The 23,255-nt window shown below is 44.4% G+C and carries 23 protein-coding genes, 2 tRNA genes and 1 pseudogene; 10 read left to right on the top strand and 16 right to left on the bottom strand.

The features are described 5' to 3' along the window. From truD to ACXJGZ_RS04105, 5 genes are all read right to left on the bottom strand, one after another. Window positions 1–767: tRNA pseudouridine(13) synthase TruD (gene truD / locus ACXJGZ_RS04125; protein WP_456398354.1), on the bottom strand; the 767-nt coding region annotated here is incomplete at its 3' end. Window positions 768–776: 9 nt separating this feature from the next. Continuing rightward, complete coding sequence (gene pth2, locus ACXJGZ_RS04120) at window positions 777–1,133, bottom strand: peptidyl-tRNA hydrolase Pth2 (protein WP_456326728.1); 357 nt, start codon at window positions 1,131–1,133, stop codon at window positions 777–779. Window positions 1,134–1,187: 54 nt separating this feature from the next. Continuing rightward, complete coding sequence (locus ACXJGZ_RS04115) at window positions 1,188–3,239, bottom strand: COG1361 family protein (protein ID WP_456398353.1); 2,052 nt, start codon at window positions 3,237–3,239, stop codon at window positions 1,188–1,190. A 72-nt stretch (window positions 3,240–3,311) separates the two neighbouring features. Beyond that, window positions 3,312–4,628 carry an aspartate--tRNA(Asn) ligase gene (gene aspS / locus ACXJGZ_RS04110; RefSeq protein ID WP_456326736.1) on the bottom strand — a complete coding sequence of 439 codons (1,317 nt, stop codon included), beginning with the start codon at window positions 4,626–4,628 and terminating at the stop codon, window positions 3,312–3,314. 5 nt (window positions 4,629–4,633) lie between these two features. Beyond that, the gene (locus tag ACXJGZ_RS04105) at window positions 4,634–5,131 is read right to left on the bottom strand and encodes a KH domain-containing protein (RefSeq protein WP_456326726.1); all 498 of its coding nucleotides are present in this window, start codon (window positions 5,129–5,131) and stop codon (window positions 4,634–4,636) included. Between the two features lie 251 nt (window positions 5,132–5,382). On the opposite strand from ACXJGZ_RS04105, the gene ACXJGZ_RS04100 reads away from it, so the two are divergent. Beyond that, a tRNA-Ala gene (locus ACXJGZ_RS04100) sits at window positions 5,383–5,460 on the top strand. Between the two features lie 10 nt (window positions 5,461–5,470). Continuing rightward, window positions 5,471–5,548: transfer RNA gene (locus ACXJGZ_RS04095), tRNA-Val, on the top strand. 208 nt (window positions 5,549–5,756) lie between these two features. Here ACXJGZ_RS04095 and ACXJGZ_RS04090 read toward each other — a convergent pair. Both ACXJGZ_RS04090 and ACXJGZ_RS04085 read right to left on the bottom strand, forming a co-directional pair. Further along, window positions 5,757–6,578, bottom strand: a complete 822-nt coding sequence (locus ACXJGZ_RS04090; RefSeq protein WP_456398352.1) for a radical SAM protein — start codon at window positions 6,576–6,578, stop codon at window positions 5,757–5,759. 21 nt (window positions 6,579–6,599) lie between these two features. Further along, complete coding sequence (locus ACXJGZ_RS04085; protein ID WP_456321590.1) at window positions 6,600–8,588, bottom strand: DUF460 domain-containing protein; 1,989 nt, start codon at window positions 8,586–8,588, stop codon at window positions 6,600–6,602. 177 nt (window positions 8,589–8,765) lie between these two features. Here ACXJGZ_RS04085 and ACXJGZ_RS04080 point away from each other — a divergent pair, with 177 nt between their 5' ends. Beyond that, on the top strand, window positions 8,766–10,241 hold the full coding sequence (locus ACXJGZ_RS04080; protein ID WP_456321591.1) for an NAD(P)/FAD-dependent oxidoreductase: 1,476 nt from the start codon (window positions 8,766–8,768) through the stop codon (window positions 10,239–10,241). Between the two features lie 48 nt (window positions 10,242–10,289). After that, on the top strand, window positions 10,290–11,624 hold the full coding sequence (locus tag ACXJGZ_RS04075) for a hypothetical protein (protein WP_456398351.1): 1,335 nt from the start codon (window positions 10,290–10,292) through the stop codon (window positions 11,622–11,624). Here ACXJGZ_RS04075 and ACXJGZ_RS04070 read toward each other — a convergent pair. The 3 genes from ACXJGZ_RS04070 to ACXJGZ_RS04060 form a co-directional block, all read right to left on the bottom strand. Further along, window positions 11,611–12,339 (bottom strand): DUF2110 family protein, encoded by a 729-nt coding sequence (locus tag ACXJGZ_RS04070; protein WP_456398350.1) that lies wholly within the window; start codon window positions 12,337–12,339, stop codon window positions 11,611–11,613. The two genes, ACXJGZ_RS04075 and ACXJGZ_RS04070, sit on opposite strands and share 14 nt — an antisense overlap. Window positions 12,340–12,580: 241 nt before the next feature. Further along, entirely contained in the window at window positions 12,581–13,096 is a 516-nt protein-coding gene (gene tfe / locus ACXJGZ_RS04065) for a transcription factor E (protein WP_293254501.1), read from the bottom strand. A 164-nt stretch (window positions 13,097–13,260) separates the two neighbouring features. Next, window positions 13,261–13,545 (bottom strand): hypothetical protein, encoded by a 285-nt coding sequence (locus ACXJGZ_RS04060; RefSeq protein ID WP_456321533.1) that lies wholly within the window; start codon window positions 13,543–13,545, stop codon window positions 13,261–13,263. A gap of 133 nt (window positions 13,546–13,678) precedes the next feature. Here ACXJGZ_RS04060 and ACXJGZ_RS04055 point away from each other — a divergent pair, with 133 nt between their 5' ends. Beyond that, on the top strand, window positions 13,679–14,227 hold the full coding sequence (locus tag ACXJGZ_RS04055; RefSeq protein ID WP_293254489.1) for a DUF531 domain-containing protein: 549 nt from the start codon (window positions 13,679–13,681) through the stop codon (window positions 14,225–14,227). Beyond that, window positions 14,209–14,673 carry a signal peptidase I gene (locus ACXJGZ_RS04050; protein WP_456321510.1) on the top strand — a complete coding sequence of 155 codons (465 nt, stop codon included), beginning with the start codon at window positions 14,209–14,211 and terminating at the stop codon, window positions 14,671–14,673. Before ACXJGZ_RS04055 ends, ACXJGZ_RS04050 begins: the two co-directional genes overlap by 19 nt. On the opposite strand, the gene lipS1 is transcribed toward ACXJGZ_RS04050, so the two are convergent. Genes lipS1 through ACXJGZ_RS04035 form a run of 3 tightly spaced genes read right to left on the bottom strand, consistent with a single transcriptional unit; the run spans window position 14,674 to window position 16,629 of the window. Further along, a complete protein-coding gene (gene lipS1, locus ACXJGZ_RS04045; RefSeq protein WP_456398349.1) occupies window positions 14,674–15,501 on the bottom strand; it encodes a LipS1 family lipoyl synthase in 828 nt (275 codons plus the stop codon). It abuts the gene before it with no gap. A gap of 25 nt (window positions 15,502–15,526) precedes the next feature. Beyond that, entirely contained in the window at window positions 15,527–16,276 is a 750-nt protein-coding gene (locus ACXJGZ_RS04040) for a lipoate--protein ligase family protein (RefSeq protein WP_293254507.1), read from the bottom strand. 2 nt (window positions 16,277–16,278) lie between these two features. Beyond that, window positions 16,279–16,629: a hypothetical protein gene (locus ACXJGZ_RS04035; RefSeq protein WP_456321512.1), complete on the bottom strand. Its 351-nt coding sequence runs from the start codon at window positions 16,627–16,629 to the stop codon at window positions 16,279–16,281. Window positions 16,630–16,902: 273 nt separating this feature from the next. On the opposite strand from ACXJGZ_RS04035, the gene ACXJGZ_RS04030 reads away from it, so the two are divergent. Next, on the top strand, window positions 16,903–17,763 hold the full coding sequence (locus ACXJGZ_RS04030; RefSeq protein ID WP_456398348.1) for a cation diffusion facilitator family transporter: 861 nt from the start codon (window positions 16,903–16,905) through the stop codon (window positions 17,761–17,763). On the opposite strand, the gene mfnA is transcribed toward ACXJGZ_RS04030, so the two are convergent. From mfnA to ACXJGZ_RS04015, 3 genes are read right to left on the bottom strand one after another with little or no spacing between them, the layout of a single operon-like run. Continuing rightward, window positions 17,753–18,907, bottom strand: coding sequence for a tyrosine decarboxylase MfnA (mfnA, locus tag ACXJGZ_RS04025; RefSeq protein WP_456321514.1), 1,155 nt, complete (start codon window positions 18,905–18,907; stop codon window positions 17,753–17,755). The two genes, ACXJGZ_RS04030 and mfnA, sit on opposite strands and share 11 nt — an antisense overlap. Before the next feature lie 34 nt (window positions 18,908–18,941). After that, window positions 18,942–20,123, bottom strand: a complete 1,182-nt coding sequence (locus ACXJGZ_RS04020; RefSeq protein WP_456321515.1) for a cation:proton antiporter — start codon at window positions 20,121–20,123, stop codon at window positions 18,942–18,944. Next, window positions 20,124–20,369, bottom strand: a complete 246-nt coding sequence (locus ACXJGZ_RS04015; RefSeq protein ID WP_456321534.1) for a TIGR00304 family membrane protein — start codon at window positions 20,367–20,369, stop codon at window positions 20,124–20,126. It lies immediately after the preceding gene. Between the two features lie 232 nt (window positions 20,370–20,601). Here ACXJGZ_RS04015 and ACXJGZ_RS04010 point away from each other — a divergent pair, with 232 nt between their 5' ends. From ACXJGZ_RS04010 to jtg, 3 genes and pseudogenes are all read left to right on the top strand, one after another. Further along, window positions 20,602–21,294, top strand: coding sequence for an HAD family hydrolase (locus ACXJGZ_RS04010; protein WP_293254503.1), 693 nt, complete (start codon window positions 20,602–20,604; stop codon window positions 21,292–21,294). After that, window positions 21,272–21,892, top strand: a complete 621-nt coding sequence (locus tag ACXJGZ_RS04005; RefSeq protein WP_456321516.1) for a diacylglycerol/polyprenol kinase family protein — start codon at window positions 21,272–21,274, stop codon at window positions 21,890–21,892. Before ACXJGZ_RS04010 ends, ACXJGZ_RS04005 begins: the two co-directional genes overlap by 23 nt. Before the next feature lie 159 nt (window positions 21,893–22,051). Continuing rightward, window positions 22,052–23,255, top strand: a pseudogene (gene jtg / locus ACXJGZ_RS04000) (4-alpha-glucanotransferase); the annotation flags it as partial.

The raw sequence follows: 23,255 nt of genomic DNA, 5'->3' as shown, positions 1-23,255 counted from the left end.
GCAAAGGCTTTTTTCCAGCTTTTTGTCTCCCTGTAGCGGTAGAGCATTGCCCGCTCATACCTCAAAAACTTGGGGAAACTCTCAATTGCCCTATCGACATCACCCGTCTCAAAAAACTCTTTTCTCGCCTCATCTCCCATCATGCTTCCATCATATGCTCCCAGAAACTTTAAAGCCGCTTCCTCAAATTTTCCTTCGAGCAGAAGACGCCCCACCTCATGGTTGATAACCCTCCTCTCACCAAAGCGCTGATATCCGAAATAGTTTGGGAAGCCTCCCTCGGCTTTAACTTCCTTTAAAATTGCCCTCGTTCTCTTTAGGGCTTCTTCTACGGAAATATCCACCTCTCTAACAAGTATCTTAAAGCGATTCCCCCATAGAGAGCCGAGCTTGAGCTTTTTTCCATAGCCCACGAATTCCAGCTTTACATCGCTTATTTCAACCCTATCAATCTTCTCCTTCAGCTCCTTCAAATTTCCCCCGCAGATGCTTATGTATTGGGTTGTTATGCCGTGCCTGTCTTTAGTTCCCGCAAATCCTATATCCCTGTAGGAAATCTCCGCACGCTTTGCTATCTCCTTAATTACCACCATTGTGTCCCAGTTTCTCTTGATAAGGCGATAGATAAGGCAATTCTGCTTTTTAAAAACACTCTTTGAAATTACCTCCTCCACTATAAAATCCTCTGGAAAAACCTTTATCCTACCTCCTATCCCCCTGCTCTTGCTCACATATCTGAATTGGGAAAAAAATTCTTTGTAATCCACACATCTCACCTAAAGCAGCTTTAAATGTCCGGTTACTCTATCCACAAGCTCTTCTGGAGCCGGGCCAACTGCCAAGCATGTTACAGTCCCTGGAGGAATCTCGGTCAATCCCGCATCTCTTATCAGCGCATAGGGCAAATCAAGAACCTTAGCCCTTTCCATGAGCTCGAAGAGTTCCCTCTCATTCTCCACCTTTACCACGGCTTTCTTCTGTCCCTCATGAAACCATGCCTTAAACCACTCGGGTTTATCTTTCGAAGCTTTGAAAGCTGCTGTTACTGCACCATGGGCAACCTGAACTGCCAATTTTCCCCTGCTGAGTTTTAAATCCTTCCTAATAACCATGACCTGCTTGTATGCAAACATTCTCTCACCAAGAATAGGAGGGAAAAGAGGGTTTAAAAAGTTTAAGAAAAGAAATCAGAGGGTCTCAATACCCTTATCCTCTAATGCCTCCTTTACTTCCTCCTCTTTCTTAAGCGGGAGCCCTCCGGGCTTTGGCTTTCTTCTGGCAAGCTTTCTCTGGGCTTCCTCGTATTTGCCCTTGAGGTTGTAGTAGGCGACTCCAAACCCTATTCCAAATATCAGGAAGAGTATGGCAAATACCGCCCACCAGTTGGTCTTTGGAGGTTGTGGGGGAATATATGCTTCGCTCACATTCTTGAGCTCTTCAGCAAGCAGTGCCCTTGTTTCATTGTCCAATCCTGCTAGAGTTGCATTGACAAAGGATGGAAGCTCCTGAGCTTCGGGGTATACCTTTACCTTCTTCTCAACAATGGCTGGAGGAACAGCATCTATAATCACCAAATTGGGGAATTCAATCTGGTGTTCCTCTCCAAGGGCGTCTTTGTAAGTTAATGTGGCGCTTACCTTGCTCAATTCCGCTTTGTTAACCGTGAAGATTATCTCCTTTGATATGGACTCGTTTGCCCTTAGATCTCCGAGGGATATATCCCTGCTGTAAGCGTTCAATGAATCGGGGAATTCCAAGTGAAGCGTTGCGTTCTCAATAAATTCGAACGCTGGATTCCCCTTTTCGAGAACGACGTTGAATTTGACCTTAACTTTATTGTCCTTGCTTGTATCAACCTTAAAGTAATCATTATCAACGTTTAGCTCTATTTTTGGAAGGGCATAAACCTTCAGTGCACCAATTGTGTCCGATTCAACTTTCTTGAGATTCCCAAACTCATCGTAGTACTCTACTCCAAACTTACCTATCTGGTATGAGCCCACTTGCGAGGGCGTCAATATGTAAGTTGCCAAGGGATACTCGGAGAAGGCATCGAGCTTTGTTATTGTGAGCTTTTCGGGGTAGACCTCCTGCTCAAGCCCGTTTGGAATATTTGAATTCAATTTCAACCCAAAAGCCTTACCTTTCCCCTCATTCACGACCTTCACTGTCAGTATCATCTTATCCCCGAGCATTATCTTCTTTGAAGTAGTTTCAACTATGAGCTTCAGTTTGGCTTCCCTTAAAATCGGAGGGGCGCTTGCTCCATGAGGTGCCCAAACCTTAACCGTGAGCCTGTTATATTCCGTGTCATAGGAATCCTTAACGACTTCCACTCCAATCGGGGCTTTATCGCTCTCATGATAGCCTCCAGCTTTAACCTGGAAGGTTTCTAGGGGGGTTGTCCCCTTGAAGAGGGAGAAGCTTGAGTACAATCCAACCTGGTTCAGGCGAAGCTTGTATGTTGTGCCGTTGTAGTATATATTCAGGATTTCATCCTTATACATGACATCGTTGTAAACCACTGTATCCGGAGCTCCCTGGGTTTGATTTTGGGTGCCCGTTTGAGAAGCCCTTTTCACGGATACTGAGGTCACGGGGTAAGTGGGTATCCATATATCAAATTCTGCATAATCGTTCTTAACAGCCTTTGTCACCTCAATCCATACGAAGGGATAATAGTAGATGTCGCTGCTTATCTTATATCCAAAACCCTGACCTGAATCTTCCTCTATGGTCTTCGTATAGCTTATTCCATTGAGGGTTACGGTGAATTTGGCGCTTGAATCCGTAACATCAACGAGCTTTATGGAGACCTTTCCATCCAGATATGTCGGCTTGTAGGTTTTTCCTTCATCAAGGGTTTTGGATTCCGCTTTTTTCAAAGGAGAACCAGCTTCCAGATAGATAACCTTGTTGTAGGACATTATGTATCCTATACTCACTTCAAGGATTGGATTTGTGCTATCGGGATAAAACATTCTACCCCCGCTTGTGAGAAGTGCAGTCTTCGATGGTTTGGACTCACCTTTTTTGTAAATTTCTATAAGAGCCTGCGTCCAATCGGGATTTACATCCGCGAACTTTATTTCATAATCCCCAAAGATGATTGAATCCTTCAGTCCTAACTTTACGAGCGTTAGTTTCGCATAATCCGGTTTTTGGGCAGATTTAACACTGGGAAAAAATGGGACTGCAAACAAAATTAAACCGATTAATAATATGGCCATCTTCTTCATATTTTCTCCCCCTTGGTGTTGTGCTTAACCTCCGTTAACTAAAAATGTAAACGTTAAAAAGGTATAAAGGTCTTATGGTGTGAGTCTTTTCCTATCCCTCGGGAAAAGAATGACCTCCCTGATATTGGGCAGGTTGAGCATCTGCTTGATCAAGCGCTCCGCACCCAAGCCAAATCCACCATGCGGGGGCATGCCGTAGCGGAAGGGTTTGAGGTAAAACTCGAAACTCTCAACCTTCAGCCCTTTCTCCGCAATCTGTGCTTTTAGGATGTCATACCTATGTTCTCTTTGCCCCCCCGAGGTAATCTCGATTCCCCTGTACTCCAAATCAAATGATCTCGAAATCTCTGGTTTATTATCGTATTTCATTATGTAGAAGGGCTTTGCTTCACTTGGATACTGATACAGGAAATACAAATCTTCCCCGTATTCCTCTTTTATGTAACTTCCAAGGAGCCTCTCGCCTTCTGTGTCAATATCCTCCCCCCAGGGGATCTCCTTTCCAAGATCGTTCAGGATTTCCAGCGCATCAGTATAACTTATGCGTCTTAAAGGAAGCTTCGGGACTTCCAGTTCCATGCCTAGGATTTCAAGCTCTCTCTCATTGTGCTCCTTAATGTACTTCACCGCATAGGTTACCAAACGTTCGAGAAGCCCCATAACTTCTTCCTCATTCTCTATAAAAGCCATCTCTGCATCAATACTCCATGCCTCGTTTAAATGCCGCGTTGTGTTGTGCTCTTCGGCTCTGAATATGGGAGCTATCTCAAAAACCCGATCCAGACCAGAAGCCATCATTATCTGCTTATAGAGCTGTGGAGACTGTGCAAGAAAGGCATCCTCCTCAAAATACTTCATGGGAAAGAGCTCAGTTCCTCCTTCCGTCGCGGTAGCTATAATTTTGGGAGTGTGAATTTCAACGAATTTTTCACTGTAGAAAAATTCTCTGACCGCTTTAAAAACATTTGAGCGTATCTTAAATATCGCCATTACATCAGGTCTTCTTAAGTCCATGAAGCGGTTGTCCAGCCGGGTGTCCAGCTCGGCCTTAACTTTCCCTGAAGGATCAAGGGGGAGGGGGCTTTGAGCTTTACTCAGGATCTCTAGCTTCTCAGGGATTATCTCAAAGCCGAGTTTAGCTTTTGGCGTGAAATTAACAATACCCTCCACAGCAACAACATCCTCGGCATTCAGATGGGGAATGATTTTGAAGAGCTCCGGATCAACCTTCTTCTTGGGTGCGGTTATCTGGATTATGCCCTCTCTATCCCTTATCCAGAGAAATTTAATCCCTCCAAGGTCTTTAACCTCATAAACCCATCCTGCTACTTTGATCTTTTCTCCATCTAACTCCTCACTTATCTGGCTTGAGTAGTGGGTTCTGTACATAGGCATCACGCAAACACGATTTTAGCATCTTCTCCAATTATTTGAGAGATTATCTTCTCAAGCATTTCACTGGGCGCAGGAAGCCTCTGCTTATCCATTCTGGGAACCAGAATCTTGTAGTAATGCCCTCCATCGGGTTTATACACTATATTAACACCGAAGAGTCTGGCGGGAATTAAAAGATCCGTGGCAAGCTTCTTAATATCCTTCGTGTCTTCAATTATCCTCACCCTCTTACCCAGCTCCCTCATCAGGAGTTTAACATTTTTGCCTCCCTTCCCGATGACGAGCGCCACTTGGCCCTCGCCCACAATAATAACAACCAAATCCCCCGCTTCTACAGCCTTCTTAAACTCAACATCTGCATCGCCAATGAGCTTGTACAATAGCCTTGCTACCTTAACATCGAGCTCAGAAATTATCCCCTCCTGAAGTTTCTTCTCATCCGCGGGGCACAAAATATCCTCCGTTTTCAAACAAACCTCACAGATCGGTGCTTTCACTTTGCTCACCTCCCATTTTTCCAGTAGAATAATCGTGAATCCAAGAGCTAAGCTTTTTTTGTGGGAGCTTATTTAAAAACCTTATCCTTAAAATCCGGGATACTTTTAGGATGAGAGAATGCTTTTGATAATGCCCATAAAAGAAACTAGAACTACACCCACGCCACGATTATCCTAACAGTACCAAATCCGGAAAATAAGGCACCGCAAAGTTTATAAAGCTATGTTTGGGATAGGGTTATGGTTGGCGTGGGCCGGTAGCTCAGTTTGGGATGAGCGCTGCCTTGGCAAGGCAGAGGCCCCGGGTTCAAATCCCGGCCGGTCCACCATTATTAGGGCGGGCCCGTGGTCTAGACTGGTTATGACGTCGCCTTGACACGGCGGAGGTCCGGGGTTCAAAGCCCCGCGGGCCCACCATTAAAAAATTTCTTCCAAATCAAGGTTAGGGATTGTATATGGGAATTCTCTCTCCACATCTCGAGCATCTATTATCTTTAGTCAGATCCCATTTTATGACCCGAAAGCCAGCACGAATTATGAGTTTCTTCCCGCATTTCGGGCAATAAGTGCTTTCATGTTCTACAGACCCAATATTTCCGATGTAAACATAGTTGAGGTTGTACTCCTACCTTTGAGCAATCTCTTTGAGTTTTAGGAGCGTTTTTACAGGAGTTGATGGTTCATGCCAGTAGTTCATTGGGTAATAGCGATTTATATGAAGGGGAACGTTATCGCCGAGTATTTTGGAGTGCATGTTAAATATCCATTGATAGCAGTTTTCAAAATCATTGGTATTCGTTACTACAAGGAAAACCATCTCAACATGTGCATTCAAGTCAAGAGCTCTTTTAGCATTCCTGAAGACTTTTCTATGCTCAATTGTTGAGAGAACCTTCATTTTGGGGCATCCTTTTACATCTATGCTGAATCCACTTGCTCCACTTTCAATCAGTTTTTCAATGGATCTTAAAGTGAAATAACCATTCGTAACAAGACATCCATATAAGTCTCTCTCTTTAGCGAGCTCAAAAACATCAAGAAGGTACGTATAGAGGGTAGCTGGCTCATTAAAGCTTGCACACAAACCTCTATCCCCTTTCATTATAGCCATATTTACAAGTTCCTCTGCTGAAACTGATGGAATGTCCTTCTTTGGCTTGGAGAAGCTTAAGTGGTGATTCTGACACCAGGGACAGTAGAAATTGCATCCAAACCCCGAAAAAGTTAGAGCCGTTGTATTTGGATAATAATGGAAGAAGGGCTTTATCTCTATAGGTCTGCTCTCAATAGCACTCAGTTTTCCATAACCTATATGGAAGAGCTTGTTATCAATGTTAGTATAATTTCCACATATCCCCCTTTTCTGCTCATCGATGAAGCATCTCCTCTCACAGACGAGACATCTTATACCCCCATTTTCTCGTTTATACAAATCTTCAGCTTTCATACTTCCAGTCACTTTCTTAAGTTAGTTTGATTCTCCTTCCGCCCTTTTCTTAAGCTCCTTCAATCTTTCAATCTTGTACTCCTCGAGAATCTGTAGGAACTTTCTCCTCTGCTTCTCCTTTTCCTCTTCCTCCCATTCTGCGAGACGCTTTTCAACGGCTTCCTCAAACTCTTTTCTATCCACTATGGCGAACTCATCAACCCGCTTCACTTCAATCTCCCATTCATAAAGTACTGGGACTTTTCCTTTCTGCAGGACATTATAAACGAGATTTGGGAGTTCTTTAGAACTTACAATAGCTTTGATGCCCTTCTCAACGAGGTACTCCCCTATGCTCCTTCCAGCTCCCGCGGGGTTTATAACGTAAAGAACATCACCTCTCTTCAGCGGAGTGCTCTTTTCAAGATGCTCCAAGTCATCCCATGTGAGGTTTTCGAGAACCTTCAGCGGGAGTGCGCTCCCTCTTAGCTCCAGTATATGCATTCTCTTTGCCAGAATCAGATCCCTGCTGAGCTTCTCAATTATGCCTCTAGCCTCCCTAAGCTCCTTCTCAAGGTAGATTATCCTTTTCTCCCTGTTTTCTATTTCCTTACTCCTCATTATCCTCTCTCTTACCCTATCGTCATATTCTTCAATTCTCCTCTCAAGCCTCTCTATTACTTTTCTCTGCTCGTTTATCACTGCCCTCAATTCCTCATTTTCCCTCTCAAGCATCCGGATGTTCTCCTCAAGCTCTTTAATCTTCTCAACATAGGGAGAAACATCGATACTCTGCACAGCAGGTTTTTCTTCCTCAACGGGCTTCTTTTTGACCGTGGCTTTTGTTATGGCTTCTCCAAGGTTGTACCCCTGGAGAACCAGCGCTTTAATCTCGTTGCCCTTTCTCTCAAGCCCAAGACTCCTCAGTCTTGCATCTATGTGTTCGAGCTTTGGCTTTAGCCTCAGATATGCTTTATAAGCTGCAGCGAGAGCATCCCTCTGGTGATCATCCTCAACTTCAATTCCAAGGTTTCTAAGGAGCTCGGTTTTCTCCTCAACCCTCAAATCTTCTCTAGGAGTAAAGAGTATCGCCTTAAAAGAGCGTGATATTTTCTCAACCAAGCCTGGAGCAGGTGTTACATCCGTTGCAATTATTATGGGATGCCCCACCTCACTTATGAACCTGAATATGTCGCTTATTGCCATATTCCTTTCGCTATAAACAGCAACCACATTCCCCTCTAGATCCACAACTCCAATCCCCACGGTGATTCCCGGGTCCAGCCCAACTATAACATTCTTTCTCTCTACAATTGCCCTCTCCCCCCTAAGTGGCACAAATTCAAGGTTCTTCCTTTCAACAGGCTCAATTCTAACCTCAACATCCCCTCCATGCATCGGTTTTATCAAACCTGCGAGCTCTTCCCTTGAGGCGTAAATCCTGAACTCCCCTCTTGAAATTCCATAATCCCTCTCCTCAACTTCCAGATCAAAGGGAATGTTCGCCCTCCTCAATCCCTCCTCAATTTCCCTCACTTTATTTTGGATTAGATTGTGAACCCTTCTCCTGTAGCGATCCTGACTCCATCCTCCCTTTCCCTGGCTCCTCCCCCTGACGACCTTAACCGTGACCTCATCCTCAAATGCCACGACCTCATGACCCACCCCTTTGGCAGCGAGGAGGGCACATGTTTTAGCTTCCTCATAGGGATCAAATTTATCTCCAAGTTTAATTCCATTTTCTCTAGCAAGATTCCATAGAGAAATTTGCTCTCCCGGCCTCCCCGTAACCTGAACGAGCTTTGTTCCCTGAGGAAGGGCCCTTATAAATCTCATGACTTCCCTATCACTCCCAAGCTCGTATATATTGTCCATAACGACAATGTGGGGCTTTTTTGCTTTGATGAAGCGCACTAGGCGATAGTATGTAAACTCACCCTTTTTTTCCAGCCTGCCGTTGAACCACGCAACCACTGCAAAGCGCTTTGGATTCCGACTGATTATATCAAGACCCAAAATGAGAATAGGCATCACCTTCACGCAAAACTTCTTCAATAAGGAGATCAAATCGAAAATTTAAAAACTTGTCCCTCCCCATTTTTAAACATTTTCAAGTGTATAGCCAGAAAAATTGTGGAAAAAATAAACAAATTTTTGTCTAAATTTCTTCCCTCTCCCGCAAAGTTTATAAAGGGCATTCATCAAATTTTGGTAAGGGAAATAGTGAACGCATTCTATAACGAAAAGGAATTTGATGTCATAATTGTCGGAGCGGGCCCTGCTGGGCTTTTTGCTGCTTATGAACTCGTTGAAAAAAGCAATTTTAGGGTTTTGATTATTGACGAAGGCGCGGATATAGACCAGAGAGTGTGCCCCATGGACGAGCTTGGGTACTGCGTGGGGTGCAAGCCATGCCACATAATGAGTGGTGTAGGTGGAGCTGGCGGTTTAAGCGATGGTACTGTGAACCTGAGGCCTGATATTGGAGGAGATTTAACCCAACTGACTCACGACGAGAACTACTCTTGGCAGCTGATATGGGAAGTAGACCGGATTTTCCTAAAACACAAATCTCCCAAGAGAATTTTTAAGGGGAATGAGGAGCAGATAAAACGTTGGGAAAGAAGGGCGGCTCAGGCAGGCGTCAAATTCATTCCAATAATTCAAAGGCACATAGGAAGCGACCACACCAAGGATGTTATAAAGAGCATAAAAGAGCATCTGGTTGAGAAAGGGGTTAAATTCCTTCTATGGACGCATGTGAGTGAGTTCAAGCAGGGAGAAGTTGTTGCGTCCAGAGGAAAGGACACGTTCAGGATAAAAACGCGCTATATAATAGTGGCTCCCGGAAGAGGGGGGGCGGGATGGTTCCACGATGTGGCTCAAAGAATTGGATTAAAGGCAAGGCATGGGCCTATAGACGTTGGCGTCCGCGTAGAGGTCCCCGCAATAGTTATGGAGGAAATAACGAACATAAACCACGACCCCAAGTTTCACATATACACGGACACCTATGATGACTTCGTGAGAACCTTCTGTACGAATCCAAACGGTTTTGTAGTGGAGGAGAAGTATAACAGCTATGTTGGAGTTAATGGACACTCAATGCGCGATAAGAAGAGCAACAATACAAACTTCGCCTTCCTTAGTAGAATTGAACTAACAGAACCTGTAGAAGACACTACAGCCTACGGAAAAAGCATAGCTCAACTTGCAACGACCATAGGTGGGGGAAAACCCATCATCCAGAGACTCGGTGATTTGAGGAGGGGAAGGAGAAGCACATGGAGCAGGATAAGGAAGAGCGATGTGGAGCCCACGCTGAAGCATGTCACACCCGGAGACATTGCGATGGCCCTTCCCCATAGGATAGTGACGAACATCATAGAAGGTCTGGAAAGGCTCGATAGAGTAATTCCCGGTGTTGCAAGTGATCACACCCTACTGTATGCTCCCGAAATTAAATACTACGCCATGAGAGCGGAGGTAAACCACGATTTGGAGACGAGCATAGAGAACATATTTGCAGCCGGCGATGGTGCGGGGCTTTCGAGGGATATCACGAATGCAGCTGCAACGGGAATTCTAGCTGCCAGGGGCATATTAAAGAAAGAAGGGCTCTATTCAGAAAAAGAATTCAAGAAACCGGGAAACTGGAAAAAAGAAATTGAAAAACTCGGATGAGGGAAAGAGTTTTATTTTATTTATTCCCATAATTATTTCGGTGTGACCATGAAGAAGTTCATCTTCATGCTTCTTATTGTAATACTCTCCTCCATGATGCTGAGCGTTGATGCCACCCCCAACATCCATTTTTCGAAATATGATCCCTCATACACCATAAAAGCCGGAAATTCCACCCCTTCCCAAGCATGGGCACTGTACCTTGATGAAGAGCTAAGAGAAAGCGGAAAAAACATTGGAAAGGACATATTGATTGGAAACTTTTATGACAACTCTAAAATCAGGGAAATATGGGGAAAAACGAACCTTCCTCCAGAGAGCTCAAAAGGATTCAATATTCTTCAGATAGATGGGTACACGGTTATAACGGGGAACGAGAGCACACTACCCGAGCTGACCCTGCTCTTTGATGGAGAATACAATCTAAACAGCCCGACGTTCTTCATGTTTCTAACCATCTCCATCTTTACATTCCTCTTCTTCCTTTACCTCCTAAGAAAAGCCCCCTATGCCCGCTCTCTTTATTTCCTCTCCGTCCTAACCCTCACACTCTGGGTAATTAACGGCCACTCCGAATTTGGATTCGAGGATGGATTTTTCAAAGGAATCTTCTACGAAGCATTAAAACTCAACTTCAATACGTTTTCCAGGGAGCCCTTGAGCTATCCAATCTTCATCTGGGGAAAGGCATTTGGATTCACCCTCTTCTCAATGCATCTCCTCCACTTCTATCTGCTCTTCTTGATAATTTCCCTCATGTTTTATCTGGCACCGAAACATTCCAGAGAGCTTGGATTCCTGATATTTGGCTTAACTTTTGCCCTGCCCATCTTCAGGACACACATGAAAATACTGAGTGGGGATGTATTTATCCTCCTTCTCTTCGAGCTCCTTCTGGTAATAGGCACAAACTTCTCCTTTGCCCCGAACAAAGCGCTCGCCCTCTTCGAAGTTGGGACATTTGGAGCTCTGACCTCCATATCCATACTCCTGATGCCCGCTTCGTTCATAATCCCCGTTTCGTTTATAACCGTCTATCCCAAGAGGTTCAAGAGGAACTACATCTACCTGCTCTCCGTTCTAATTCTCTATGCCTTTTTGAGTGCCTTTTTCAAAGTGGATATAAGAGGTTATTTCATAAGCAGAACCGATTTCGTGGCATTGAAAAACGTTGCGAGGGAAAGTATTGTCCAGTTTGCCCTCCTTGCATACTCATGCATGGAGCTAAAGAAAAAAAGGATAATAGGGCAGACATGGTTCGTTGGAGTAGCTTCCCTTCTCTACATGGCAACCTTTATATTCATGAAGGTAAGTGAATTACCCTTATTTTTGCTCCTCTCCACCTTCGCCATAAGGCTCACTCAAAAGGCTAGTCAAACTTGATTGCCCCTATCAAAGCGGGCTTAATGTATGGCCCTATGACTTTTATTATGCCCGGAGCCTGGGTGCCCTTCTTCAGGATAAGCATGGTCTCCATGAGCCCTAACTCCTCGATCCTCCTGACATCTCTTGAGTGCCCCGTGTTAATTAGAGCTTCCTCAATTCTCTCGCTTGTTGTACCGGCTATAAAGAGCTTGTCATAGCCATCACTGAGCCAGGACTTGAATCTTCTAAGCTGCTCCGGTGCAAAGTGAGCCTCAATCTCTCTGGCACCAAATTCAACCCTCTCAACCTCCACCTCAAGGGGCAGATTATTCACCCATCCAAAATCCCTTATCATCTTTCTAACTGCCTTATCCCCGAACTCCTCTTTGAGATAATATAAAGGTACCAGAGCATCCTTAGGTGTGGGTGTAAACACTCCTATATCAACGTAGACCCCATATCCTATTTTTCCCAAATCCACAAACCTGCCCTTATAAATTCCCCCTTCTCTAACACTCTTCAACCTGTAGGGGACCTCACCAAATTCCTCTCTGAGGAGGTTTGCCGAAATTTCCTCATCCTCACCTTCAAGATTTACTTTAACCCATTGCTTTTGAGTTATGGAGAGCTTCCATGAGACTTCCAAATCACCTATCAAAGAGCTCAATTTTCTGTTAAGCTTTTTAAAACCGCTCCTGTCACCATAAATCTTCTCCAGAATAACCATTTCCATGGCCGCACACCTCTTCCATTCGATAGGCTAACTAGAAAGCGCTGCTTATAAATGTTTGTATGGAAGAAGAGGTGCTGTTAGGATGAGAGAATACTTTGATAATGCTCGTGAAAGAAACTAGAACTACACCCACGCCACGATTATCCTAACAGTACCGAAGAAGAGGCGCTGTTAAAATAATTGTGAGGTATAGTTTTAGCATAAGCATCTCTTATCCTAATAGTAGTATGGAAGAAGAGAATTAAACCAACCCAAGCTCCTTTTCGAGCTCGTGGATTCTCTTCTTAAGTTCTTCAACAATAGCAGAATTATCATATTCCTGAAGCATTGCGCCACAGATAGGACATTGGAATTCATACTCCAAAGCTTCATCAAAAGTAAGCTTTGGATGACCGGGATTTCCACAGTGATAGTAAATCTCCTGAGTTTCCTCCTCGAGCATTCTCCGGAGGGTTTTTAACTCCTCCATTTTCTTTGCCCTGAGGATCTCAGGAAGGCGTTTCGTATCCAAACGCCAGTAATAATAATACCATCCTGTTTCCTTATCCCTAATCCTCTTGAAATCCGCCAGCTTTGTATCATAAAGCATGTAGAGTATTTTGCGAACGGTGTTTACCCTAATTTCCGTAGCCTCGGCTAGTTCTTCATCTGTAGCTTCACCTTTCTTTTCAAGAGCCTTTATAACTTCAACGGCCTCTTCGCCCCCCATATCCATTGCGAGTTCAAGGAGTTCCTTCCTTCCCTTCCTTCTTGCCATTGATGAAACCTCCATCCTCGATTATTTCAGCTTAAGAATAAATTTAATTTTGATAACTTAGAATTTGCCCCAATACATGCTGTCTATTTATAAACTATGTGTGCCCGCCTATATATATGTTTTTGTTTATAAAAGGCGTTCAATGAACAAAAATAGACAGAGGGTTAATCGCTAAAATATTCATCTACAAGTTCCTTGGCTGAAGGCTTATAAACTTCCAGAATCTCCAAATTTTCAATGACGTTTCCTTCCCTTAGTTCCAGCTTAACCCTCCCGCCATAGACCTGCAAATCCAATAATCCATATATTGCATCCTCTGCTTCGAGAGGAGTTTTAAATTTCATTATGAACTCCCCTTCCTTCTCATCAATGAGCTTGACCCAGTACTCGTTCTTTCTCTTGAAGGGGCGTGTTATCTTTGGTTTGAACTTTTCAATGACAACTTCCAATGGATTCACCTCCATCTCTCGGCAAATATCTAAGGGGACATGCTTAAAAAGTTTAGCTTCTCTAAATTTTTTAGCTTAAAAACTTTTAAGCCTTTCTCCAGTGGAAAATTAGGGAAAAATAGGAGGGTAAAAAATGATTACACTCGCACTTTACAACTCATATGACCCCAAAAAACTCCATGACGCCCATTTAAGGGCAATTGCAAGAGCTGCTCCCATATGTTATGCCTTCGAGTTTCATCTGGCCATAGTTGGATTTCCCTTCGACAACAAAAAAGCAGTTGAACTTGCAGAGGAGATAGCCCGGAACACAACCATAGGGGAAAGCGGTAAATACCTCATAGAGCTCTCAAAGAAGGACAAATTTCATGTGCTTGAATTCCCAAAGAAGGGATTCCCCCCGCAGTTCGGACATTTGGTTGCCACAACAAGGAAACCTGACGATAAAAAGGCAATAAAATCAATGGAAATCGCAAAAAGGGCATTAAAGGGAGAAAGTTTTCTCCTCTTAGTTGGGCTTGGAAGGCATGGACTACCGAAAGAGATATTTAAGCTTAGTGAGTACCATTTGGATATAACAGATGGAAGAGGAATAAGCCTTGAAACATGCACTGCAATAGGTTCAATTCCCGCCAAGATTAGAACTCAAATGGAGGCTTTGAAATGGATGAGAAAATGGTGAAGGAAATCAAAGAGACCGTGATTTTTCTTTTGATATCGATTGTGGTCGTTTTTGCACTTAACAGTGGCTTAAAAGTCGCTCTCCACACGGATTCCCCATTAGTGATCGTTGTAAGCGGTTCAATGGAGCCCGTCTTTCACAGGGGAGATGTTGTGTTGCTCAAAGGAGTAACCCCAAATGAGATAAGAATAGGAGATGTCGTTGTTTACAAGAGACCCTTCACAAAATATCCAATAATACACCGGGTCAGGGGGATAGAAGAGTATAACGGAGAAAAATGCTTCGTGATATGGGGGGATAACAACTTTATACACGACTTCTACCCAACTCCCGAAGGCGAAATCCCCTGCGTCCCTGGAAGCGCAATAGAGGCAAAGGCACTCCTGGTTTTTCCGAAAATAGGGTACATTCCAATGGAAATAAAGGAGAAGCTAGGACTGGCATAATCACATAACACAGCATTCATATAGTATCTCCACATCCCTGACTTCCTTCGCCCATTCAATAATTTTTCTCGGGGGATTTGTTATCCTATCGACACCCAGTAGAATGGCTCCCCTATCAAAGTCCAAACGCCATTTTCCTAAGGGACGCATACACCCTATGCTGAGTTCTCCACTGAATTTAGCACGAGCATATCTAACAACCTTCAGGCTTTCTTCAACACCCGGTTTTTTAACGTGCTCCATCTCCGTTCCCTTTGTGGGAATCAAAACGTCGAGAACGAGGACATCTATAGGATATCTCAGGAGCATATCAATGGCATCATACTCCCACCACACCTTTCCAAAGTCCAGACCTATGGTTATGTGAGGTGCCACCTTGACCCCTGCCCCCGTGAGAAGCTCCACGATCCTGAGATAATCCTCCACTTTTTTATCAATTTTATAGACACGTTTTATTACATCATCGCTTCCAACGAAGTCGAGAGAAACCGCATCCACGTATTTAATCCACTCCAGATCCTCTTCACTTATGAAGCCGACGTGGGCATTGATTTTCAGATTGGTCTCCCTCTTGATCTGCTTTATCTCCTCCGCGTATTTGTCAAGAGGAACCTTCAAGCGCTTATCCATGCCCCCGCTGAGGAGGCATCCCGTGTATCCCTGCTCCTCGAGACTTCTGCAGTAATCCACTAAATTGGCCTTCTTAACATGCCTCATGCCTTCGAGATAATGCTTCCCACAGTGGGCACAGTTCAAAGAACAGTAGGTGCCTGTTAGAGATATGGAGGGAAATTTAATGCCCGGGATGTAGATTTTAAGCTTTCTCATAGCTTATCCTCCAAAAAATAAAGGGCTACTTTAGGAAGTTCCATTCCTCAAGTCCGTAGCGCTCTTTTACGAGTTTTTCGACGAGATTGAGTTCATAATCCGTAAGCTCCCCTTCCTCAAGGGGAAACTCTTCAAAGAACTTCTGCTTCAGAAGGCCATATGCTTCGCTCATTGTAAGTTCAATACCTTCGCGTTCCAGGGTGGTGACCCTATCCCATATGCTCGTTATACCCTTATCTTGGAGTTTCTTTTTGGAGACCTTCAGAACCGAGGCTAGGACATCAAGATGTGTCCTGTACATGAAGGTTCCGTGCTGCAGGATAACCCCCTTACGCCTCGTTTGAGCGCTCCCGCTTATCTTCTTGCCGTTGGCTATTATATCGTTGAGTCCCGAAAAGTCCGCTTCCAATCCGAGCTCTCTAAGGGCGCTTACAAGGGGAGATGCCAGAATTCTGTAGCTCCTCTCAATGTCCCTCAAATCCGGGTGAATGCCCTCCCCAACTATCGCGCTGTAGGTAATCTCACCGTATTCATCATGGAACACGCTTCCTCCACCCGTTATACGTCTCACCACAGGGATTCCAAGCTCCGTGCATTTCTCCAAGTTAACATCATGCCTGACGCTTTGAAATCTCCCTATAGTTATCGAGCTGGGCTTAAACACATAGAGCCTGAATGTGTCCTCAACCTTTCCTTTAATCCTCGCATACATTATGGCTTCATCTATAGCCATCTGGATTTCAGGTCTCGCTGCAATGAGGGGAATAAACCGCATGATCATCTCCCCACATTCGCTTCTATCTCCTCAACCTCATCCATCACTTCCTCTTCCTCCTCAAGAAGGAGCTGCTCTTCAAGCTTCTCTTCTATTGATGCCTTCCTCCTCTCCTTCATTGTTAGCTTCTCAGCCTCAGCCACCATGTTTAAAAGAACCGCTGCCAGACGGGCTGCCGTTTCGGTCCTCATGGAAGCCTTGGCTTCCACATCCTCATTGTGTATAACCATGCTGACATTTGCTGGTCTGAAGTTCCCGTAATTGTCCACATACGCCTCCCAGAGGCTCAGAGCGATGTACTTATCCTTCGCACCCATATAAATCCTGATGGTATACCTCGGCTTGTTTCCCATGCAATCACCATCTAGAAATATAACCTTCTCAATAAAAGGCTTTTCTCGAAAACTGTCCATACTGTGGGATAACTGCGGCATCATACTCCGCTTTCTTTTCCCGGAGTGGTGTCAAAAACTTAAATCTAACGCTTCACTGCTTATCCCGATGATCTCAACAGCACGAAATTTTTAAAACCGGGGGGATAATTCTAAAATGCCCGATGAAGAATTCAGCCTTACCTGACTCATGATGAAGGAGTGACGGACTGAGGGTTCTCAAAAGGTGATCTCATGGAAAGTGCATATAAGCCTCTCATGGCAAGTATCTTTGGGAATATCCTTCTGGCTATTTTAAAAATCGCTATCGGGTTCATATACTCAAGCCTCGCTCTGATGTCAGATGGCGTCCATTCACTCTCCGATGTTATAACGAGCATCATTGGTTATTTTGGTGTTAAAATCGCCTCAAAGCCTGCGGATAAGAGCCATCCCTTCGGACACTCACGTTTTGAACCCCTGTTTGCATTCTTTATAGGTATGGCACTCTTCCTCGTGGCTTACGAGATAGGGAGGGACTCGCTGGAGAGAATGCTCTCAAGTTACGTGCTTGAAGTGAATGCACTGATGCTGGGTGTTACGGTGGTTTCAATACTTTCAAAGGAGGCAATGACCCGGTACTCCCTCAAGGTTGGAAGAAAGCTCAACAACCAGATACTCATAGCCGACGCTTACCACCACAGGAGCGATGCCCTAAGCAGCGTTGCCGTTTTAATAGGACTTCTGCTCCAGAAATTCGGTTTTTCATATGGAGATGCCCTGGCGGGCTTTATGGTAGCTCTCCTGATAGGAAAGGTTGCGGTTGAGGTTGTGCTCAAAAATGTGAGCTATCTAACGGGAACTTCTCCCCCCTTCGAACTCTGCGAGCGGATAAAGGAAACCACACTCAGCGTGAAAGGTGTTGAAGGTGTTCATGATTTGAGGGCTCACTATGTGGGTCCAAAGCTTCACGTTGAGCTCCACATAGAAGTTTCCCCGAAACTCACGCTGAAAGAAGCCCATGACATTAGTGAAGAGGTTAAGAACAGGATAGAAAATTTGGACGAGGTTGAAATAGCCTTCGTCCATGTGGATATAAAGGGAGTTACAGATTAGAAAGAACCTCCCTCAAATCTCTAAGAAATGCTTCCAGGTGTTCCTGTTTAACGTGAGGCATCATAACAATTCTTATATATCCTCTGTGAGCACTTATCCCCCATCCCTTTGTCTTCAGGATGGTTTCCACTTCTCCGAGCTTCTCAGACCCAAAGGAAACTATATTGAGAACGGGCTCTCTTATAAGATGGACACCGCTCATGGATTTTATCCGCTCTGCAAACCATCTCGAAAGTTTCATAGCTTCTCCGACAATCGTTTTGTAGCCCTCAAAGCCGAGATGATTCAAAAGTGCCCATACTGCTATAGCATTAGCCCCCGGTCTTGTTCCGGTTATCATAGGATGGGAAACCTTCCCTCCCGCCAGATAGGGAGCTGGAATGCTTATGGATTCCACAAACTTCTTTTTCCTGAAGATTATTCCTCCCGCCGGAATCGGCGCCATTCCCATTTTATGAGGGTCTATTGTTATGCTCTGCACACCTTTGAGCTTAAAATCGAAGTCCGGAATGTCATATCCCAAAGCCTTGGCAAAGGGAATTACAAAACCGCCAAAAGCCGCGTCTACATGCAAGGGTACCCCATAATCCACTGCCAGGTCGGAGAGGGAAGGTATATCATCAACAACACCCAGACCCGTTGTTCCGGCTATTCCCACAATTCCTATCGTGCTATCGGTAATTTTATTCTCCACGTCCCTGACATCAACAGAATGGTCTTTTTTCAGCTTTGCCCATACCAGCTCGACGCCCAGAAGATCGCTTGCCTTCAAAAATGAGAAGTGAGCACTCTCGGGGAGGATAAGTTCAGGATTTTCAACATCGCTTCTGTTTCTAAAAGCTCTAACCGCCAGGATATTTGCCTCTGTTCCACCGCTAACTATGTTGCCATGAGCTTTTTTTAGATGGAGGAGCTCCCCAAGCATCTGAATGGCTTCCCTTTCAATTTCTCTGCTTCCCACATGGAGCCCGGGATCTCCCAAATTTCTATCCATATATTTCATAACGACTTTTCGTGCTATTGGATGAGGATATGTGCACATTGAACCCAGAATCTTGCCTGAATCAAAGGTTAAATCCAAACTTAGACGTTTCTCAAGCTCTTCCAAAACTTCCTCCTCGCTTCTGCCGTTCTCTGGAATCATTCTCCCACCCTGCATAGGGTTGTACACCGCACGTTTAAACTTTGTGCTTAACCCTGAGCAGATAGGATTTGAAGAATATCGGAGTGGTAAGTGCCGTGAGCATGGAGACTATAACTATAGCCGCAAAGAGGGTTTGGTTAATTAGCTGACTCTCGAGACCAAACTTCAGAACCGCAAGTTCCAGGCTCCCTCTCCCTCCCATCCCAATCCCCACGAGGATCGCCTTGTCCCAGCTAAACCTGAAGAGTTTCATTCCAAAGCTGCATCCTATAAGCTTCCCCAGGATTGCCGCAAAGTAAAGGAGGACTATCAAGATTAAGTTTATATCATTCACCTCGGGATGAAATATCAACCCAACATAGATGAAGAACAGGGGGATGAAGAACTCCGTCAGAACAACCTGGAGTTCGCCAATAAGCTCGTTAAGCTTTATACGACTTATAATTAGGGGATCCTTCCTCTCCCGTAAACGGCTTATTGTGAGCCCTGCCAGATATGCCCCTATAATGCGGTTCAATCCAACCTCTTCGGCAAGCAGTGCCAGAAAGAACGTCAGTATCAGGGAAAAGGTGAAGAATGTGTTTGAGTCTCTTATTATGCTGCTGATCTTTTTGGAGCGTTTGAAGAAATATTCCGAGACCAGCAGAATACTCCCTATGAAAATTGCGATTTTAACCGTTAGAATGCCCAGAGAAGGAAGGTTAAACTCCCCTCTAGCTAAAGCGGTTATAACACCTATCAAATAAACGGCTATGATATCATCGGTAAACGCCGCCCCCATCAGAATTGAAGAGACATCTCTATCCGTTCTCTCACGCATTATAACTCCGCTTGTGACCTCAATCGCAGTATTACCCAGGACGGCACCTGCAAATACAGCTGCGGCAAGTCCATATTTTCCAAAATAGTAAACCGTCGAAAAGCCAAATATAAAGGAGAAAGCCACTCCAAAACTTGCCACAACAATGGCTTTAATCTTATTTGTGGCTATGGTGGCAAAATTGCTCGTTAAACCCGTGTAGAGCATCATCATGATTAAGCCAAATTCGGAGAGAACTTTAAGTTCCTCACCGGGAGATACTATGTTAAGGACAAAAGGACCAAGAACAATGCCCGTCAAAACATGTGCCACTATGGGATGTATATCCTTCTTCTCAAAGAGCCATTCTAAACTTTTTGCAGAAACGAGAAGTATTGAAAGGTCCAAGATGTACACTCACATCCTCCTCCCCAACAGTGCCCCTGCTATCCACAGCACCATTAGGATTATAGCCAAGATCATTGCAATCATTGCTCCTCTGGATGTTCCGAAGACTATTGGAATTGGGCCTATCATTATGATGCCGCCCCCTTCGACATCCGCCTCTCCACTTGAGGCACTCATGATGGTTCCTATGAAGATCATCAAAAACCCGAGGAATATCACCGCCATTCCCAGCATTATGAGAAGCTCTCCCCTCATATTCATCATCATCTTAAATTAGGTCTTCACTTTTTAAATGTTATACCCATACCCTTGGACTAATATGTTATGCTCCTCAGAGCCAAATGCCGTTTAAGCAACAAGTGCATGGAGCAACCACGGAGTTCATTGCTCTCATACCCCGCCCTGAAGGGCAGGGACAAAAACTAACCCACCCTCACCTGTACCCAAAAGAGTTATTAAACTTTGAGGAATTCAAAAATTGAGGACAATGTTGGTGCTTGTGGATCTGGATGATACCCTCTGCAACACATGGGACGCAGCCAAGTGGAGTATCCTGAGGTTGCTTCCTCACCTACTGAGAAAGAGAAAGATAAGGGCACTCGTGTATATCCTGAGCCAGAGGTATAAGGAGCTCGAACAATCAAAGGAACTTCACATTCTGGATCTGGATAAGATCCTCGAGAATTTCATGGAAAGGGTCTATAGAAAAATTTCGAACAGAGACCTTCAAGAGATGGTAGAGTTAGTTGACAGAACTTTTTTCTCAAATTTAAAGCTTTATCCAGACGCAAAAGAATTTCTGGAAGAACTGAAGAATATGGGAGCTAAAATAGTCCTCGTAACCGATTCTTCTTCATACTGGCAGAGAAAAAAGCTCGAATATCTCGGGATTAAGGATTATTTTGATGAGTTAATAATAAGCGGTGAAACGGGGATAAGCAAGCTGGAGCCCCACAACTTTTTTCTAGCCAAGAAGATGTTTCCAAAGGAGAGCGAGATTTATATGGTTGGGGATAGGGACGAGACGGATATGAAGGGCGGGAAGACAATAGGGGCTACAACAATCCTTGTAAGGAGAGGTTATTTTCAATCCAGAAGGCATGAACATGCAGATTATATTGTGAAAGACCTCCTGGAAGCCCTGGAGGTGATAAAAAATGAGCATGAAAAGCGAGCTTAAGAGGAAAGCCCTTCATCTGACAGGTTTAACAGTTCCCATCATTTACCTGCTCTTCGGAAGAACTGTGACTATCCGCTTTGTGTTATTCTTCTTTGTTCTCTTTCTGATTCTGGAGCCCTTTAGAATTGTGGAAGAACTTAGGGATAAGGTGAAGAGGAGGCTGCACCTCTACATGAACGAAGAAATTGTAAGCCACATTGAGAAGGAAATAGACAGCCTGGCCAGAGAGGAAGAAAAGAAGAGAATAGCAGCCCATATTTACTTCACAGCTGCAGCATTAATAGTTCTATATTTCTTTCCTGCAGAAATAGCCATAGGCGCGATCACAGTTGCAACCCTTGGAGACGCCATGGCAGCCATAATAGGAAAGCCCTTTGGAAAACATCGCTTTAAAAACGGGAAGAGCCTAGAAGGAAGCTTAGCATTTTTCATAACCGCCCTTCTGATACTCGTCCCCCTGATAGACCTGCCCCACGGGATAGTTGGAGCTCTAGCCGGGACATTAGTGGAATTTCATGGACTTCCACCGGACGACAACTTCTCAAATCAATTGATAATCGCTTTGGTTTTGTATGCATTTGGGATACTGGTGGGATAAGGCATTGGATTGGGCGGGATACTTCAAAAATGAGAACATAGGATGTTCGTTGCACTTGACTGGACAATGAAGTTTCAGGCAACAGTATTCATCCACAGAAAATATTTATATACCTTACTCTTAATATCACCAATAGTGATAACTGGCGGAGGTGCAGGAATGGAAAGGATAAATTTCATCTTCGGCATTCATAATCATCAGCCTCTTGGTAATTTTGGATGGGTCTTTGAGGATGCCTACAATAATGCATACAGGCCGTTTATGGAGATTCTGGAAGAATTTCCCTCCATGAAGATGGCTGCCCATTTCAGCGGCCCTCTCCTGGAATGGCTGAATGAAAATAAGCCGGATTATATCGATCTTTTGAAAAGGTTGGTAAGAAAAGGGCAGCTGGAAATCGTTGTCGCCGGCTTTTATGAACCTGTTCTGGCTGCGATCCCCAAGGAGGATAGACTCCTCCAGATCCGGATGCTCAAGGATTTTGCAAAAAAGCTCGGATATGAAGCAAGGGGAGTGTGGTTAACGGAGAGAGTGTGGCAGCCCGAGCTCGTTAAAAGCCTCAGAGAGGCGGGTATAGATTATGTAGTCGTTGATGATTATCATTTCATGAGTGCTGGGTTAAGCAAAGAAGAGCTGTACTGGCCCTATTACACGGAAGATGGTGGAGAGGTTGTAGCGGTATTTCCAATAGACGAAAAACTCAGGTATTTGATTCCCTTTAGACCTGTAGATAAAACTATTGAATATCTGGAAGGGTTGAGGAGTGAGGATCCCTCAAAGGTTGCCGTTTTCCATGATGATGGGGAGAAGTTTGGGGTATGGCCCGGAACGCATGAGTGGGTCTATAAGAGAGGCTGGCTCAGAGAGTTCTTTGATACCATAACAAGCAACGAAAAGATTAACTTAATGACTTACTCCGAGTATCTGAGCAAGTTTACTCCAAAAGGTCTGGTTTACCTCCCAATAGCCTCATACTTTGAGATGAGCGAATGGAGTCTACCGGCAAAACAGGCAAAGCTCTTCGTTGAGTTCGTCGAGCAGCTAAAGGAGGAAGGGAAGTTTGAACGCTATCGTGTCTTCGTCCGTGGAGGCATTTGGAAGAACTTCTTCTTCAAGTATCCAGAAAGTAATTTTATGCACAAGAGAATGCTAATGGTTAGTAAGCTTGTTAGGGAGCATGAAGAGGCGAGGAACTACATTCTAAAGGCCCAGTGCAACGATGCATACTGGCACGGCGTCTTTGGAGGTGTTTATCTGCCACATTTAAGAAGGACAATTTGGGAGAATATAATCAAAGCCCAGAGCTACTTCCCAAGCGAGGCTAAAGTCTTAGATGTAGACTTCGACGGCAAAAAAGAAGTCA

The sequence above is a fragment of the Palaeococcus sp. (in: euryarchaeotes) genome (assembly GCF_053987695.1).
Note: the sequence above shows the minus strand (reverse complement) of the source record. Positions and strands in the feature narration are given on the sequence as shown.

Bases quoted from the DNA above. Each gene is read 5' to 3' on its own strand.
- ACXJGZ_RS04005 (WP_456321516.1), top strand. From the start codon at position 21,272: ATGAGCATGAAAAGCGAGCTTAAGAGGAAAGCCCTTCATCTGACAGGT.
- ACXJGZ_RS04030 (WP_456398348.1), top strand. From the start codon at position 16,903: ATGGAAAGTGCATATAAGCCTCTCATGGCAAGTATCTTTGGGAATATC.
- ACXJGZ_RS04085 (WP_456321590.1), bottom strand. From the start codon at position 8,588: ATGCCTATTCTCATTTTGGGTCTTGATATAATCAGTCGGAATCCAAAG.
- ACXJGZ_RS04070 (WP_456398350.1), bottom strand. From the start codon at position 12,339: ATGGAAATGGTTATTCTGGAGAAGATTTATGGTGACAGGAGCGGTTTT.
- ACXJGZ_RS04115 (WP_456398353.1), bottom strand. From the start codon at position 3,239: ATGAAGAAGATGGCCATATTATTAATCGGTTTAATTTTGTTTGCAGTC.
- aspS (WP_456326736.1), bottom strand. From the start codon at position 4,628: ATGTACAGAACCCACTACTCAAGCCAGATAAGTGAGGAGTTAGATGGA.
- ACXJGZ_RS04010 (WP_293254503.1), top strand. From the start codon at position 20,602: ATGTTGGTGCTTGTGGATCTGGATGATACCCTCTGCAACACATGGGAC.
- lipS1 (WP_456398349.1), bottom strand. From the start codon at position 15,501: ATGAGAAAGCTTAAAATCTACATCCCGGGCATTAAATTTCCCTCCATA.
- ACXJGZ_RS04015 (WP_456321534.1), bottom strand. From the start codon at position 20,369: ATGAGGGGAGAGCTTCTCATAATGCTGGGAATGGCGGTGATATTCCTC.
- ACXJGZ_RS04075 (WP_456398351.1), top strand. From the start codon at position 10,290: ATGAAGAAGTTCATCTTCATGCTTCTTATTGTAATACTCTCCTCCATG.
- tfe (WP_293254501.1), bottom strand. From the start codon at position 13,096: ATGGCAAGAAGGAAGGGAAGGAAGGAACTCCTTGAACTCGCAATGGAT.
- ACXJGZ_RS04050 (WP_456321510.1), top strand. From the start codon at position 14,209: ATGGATGAGAAAATGGTGAAGGAAATCAAAGAGACCGTGATTTTTCTT.
- pth2 (WP_456326728.1), bottom strand. From the start codon at position 1,133: ATGTTTGCATACAAGCAGGTCATGGTTATTAGGAAGGATTTAAAACTC.
- ACXJGZ_RS04090 (WP_456398352.1), bottom strand. From the start codon at position 6,578: ATGAAAGCTGAAGATTTGTATAAACGAGAAAATGGGGGTATAAGATGT.
- ACXJGZ_RS04055 (WP_293254489.1), top strand. From the start codon at position 13,679: ATGATTACACTCGCACTTTACAACTCATATGACCCCAAAAAACTCCAT.
- mfnA (WP_456321514.1), bottom strand. From the start codon at position 18,907: ATGATTCCAGAGAACGGCAGAAGCGAGGAGGAAGTTTTGGAAGAGCTT.
- ACXJGZ_RS04035 (WP_456321512.1), bottom strand. From the start codon at position 16,629: ATGGGAAACAAGCCGAGGTATACCATCAGGATTTATATGGGTGCGAAG.
- ACXJGZ_RS04040 (WP_293254507.1), bottom strand. From the start codon at position 16,276: ATGCGGTTTATTCCCCTCATTGCAGCGAGACCTGAAATCCAGATGGCT.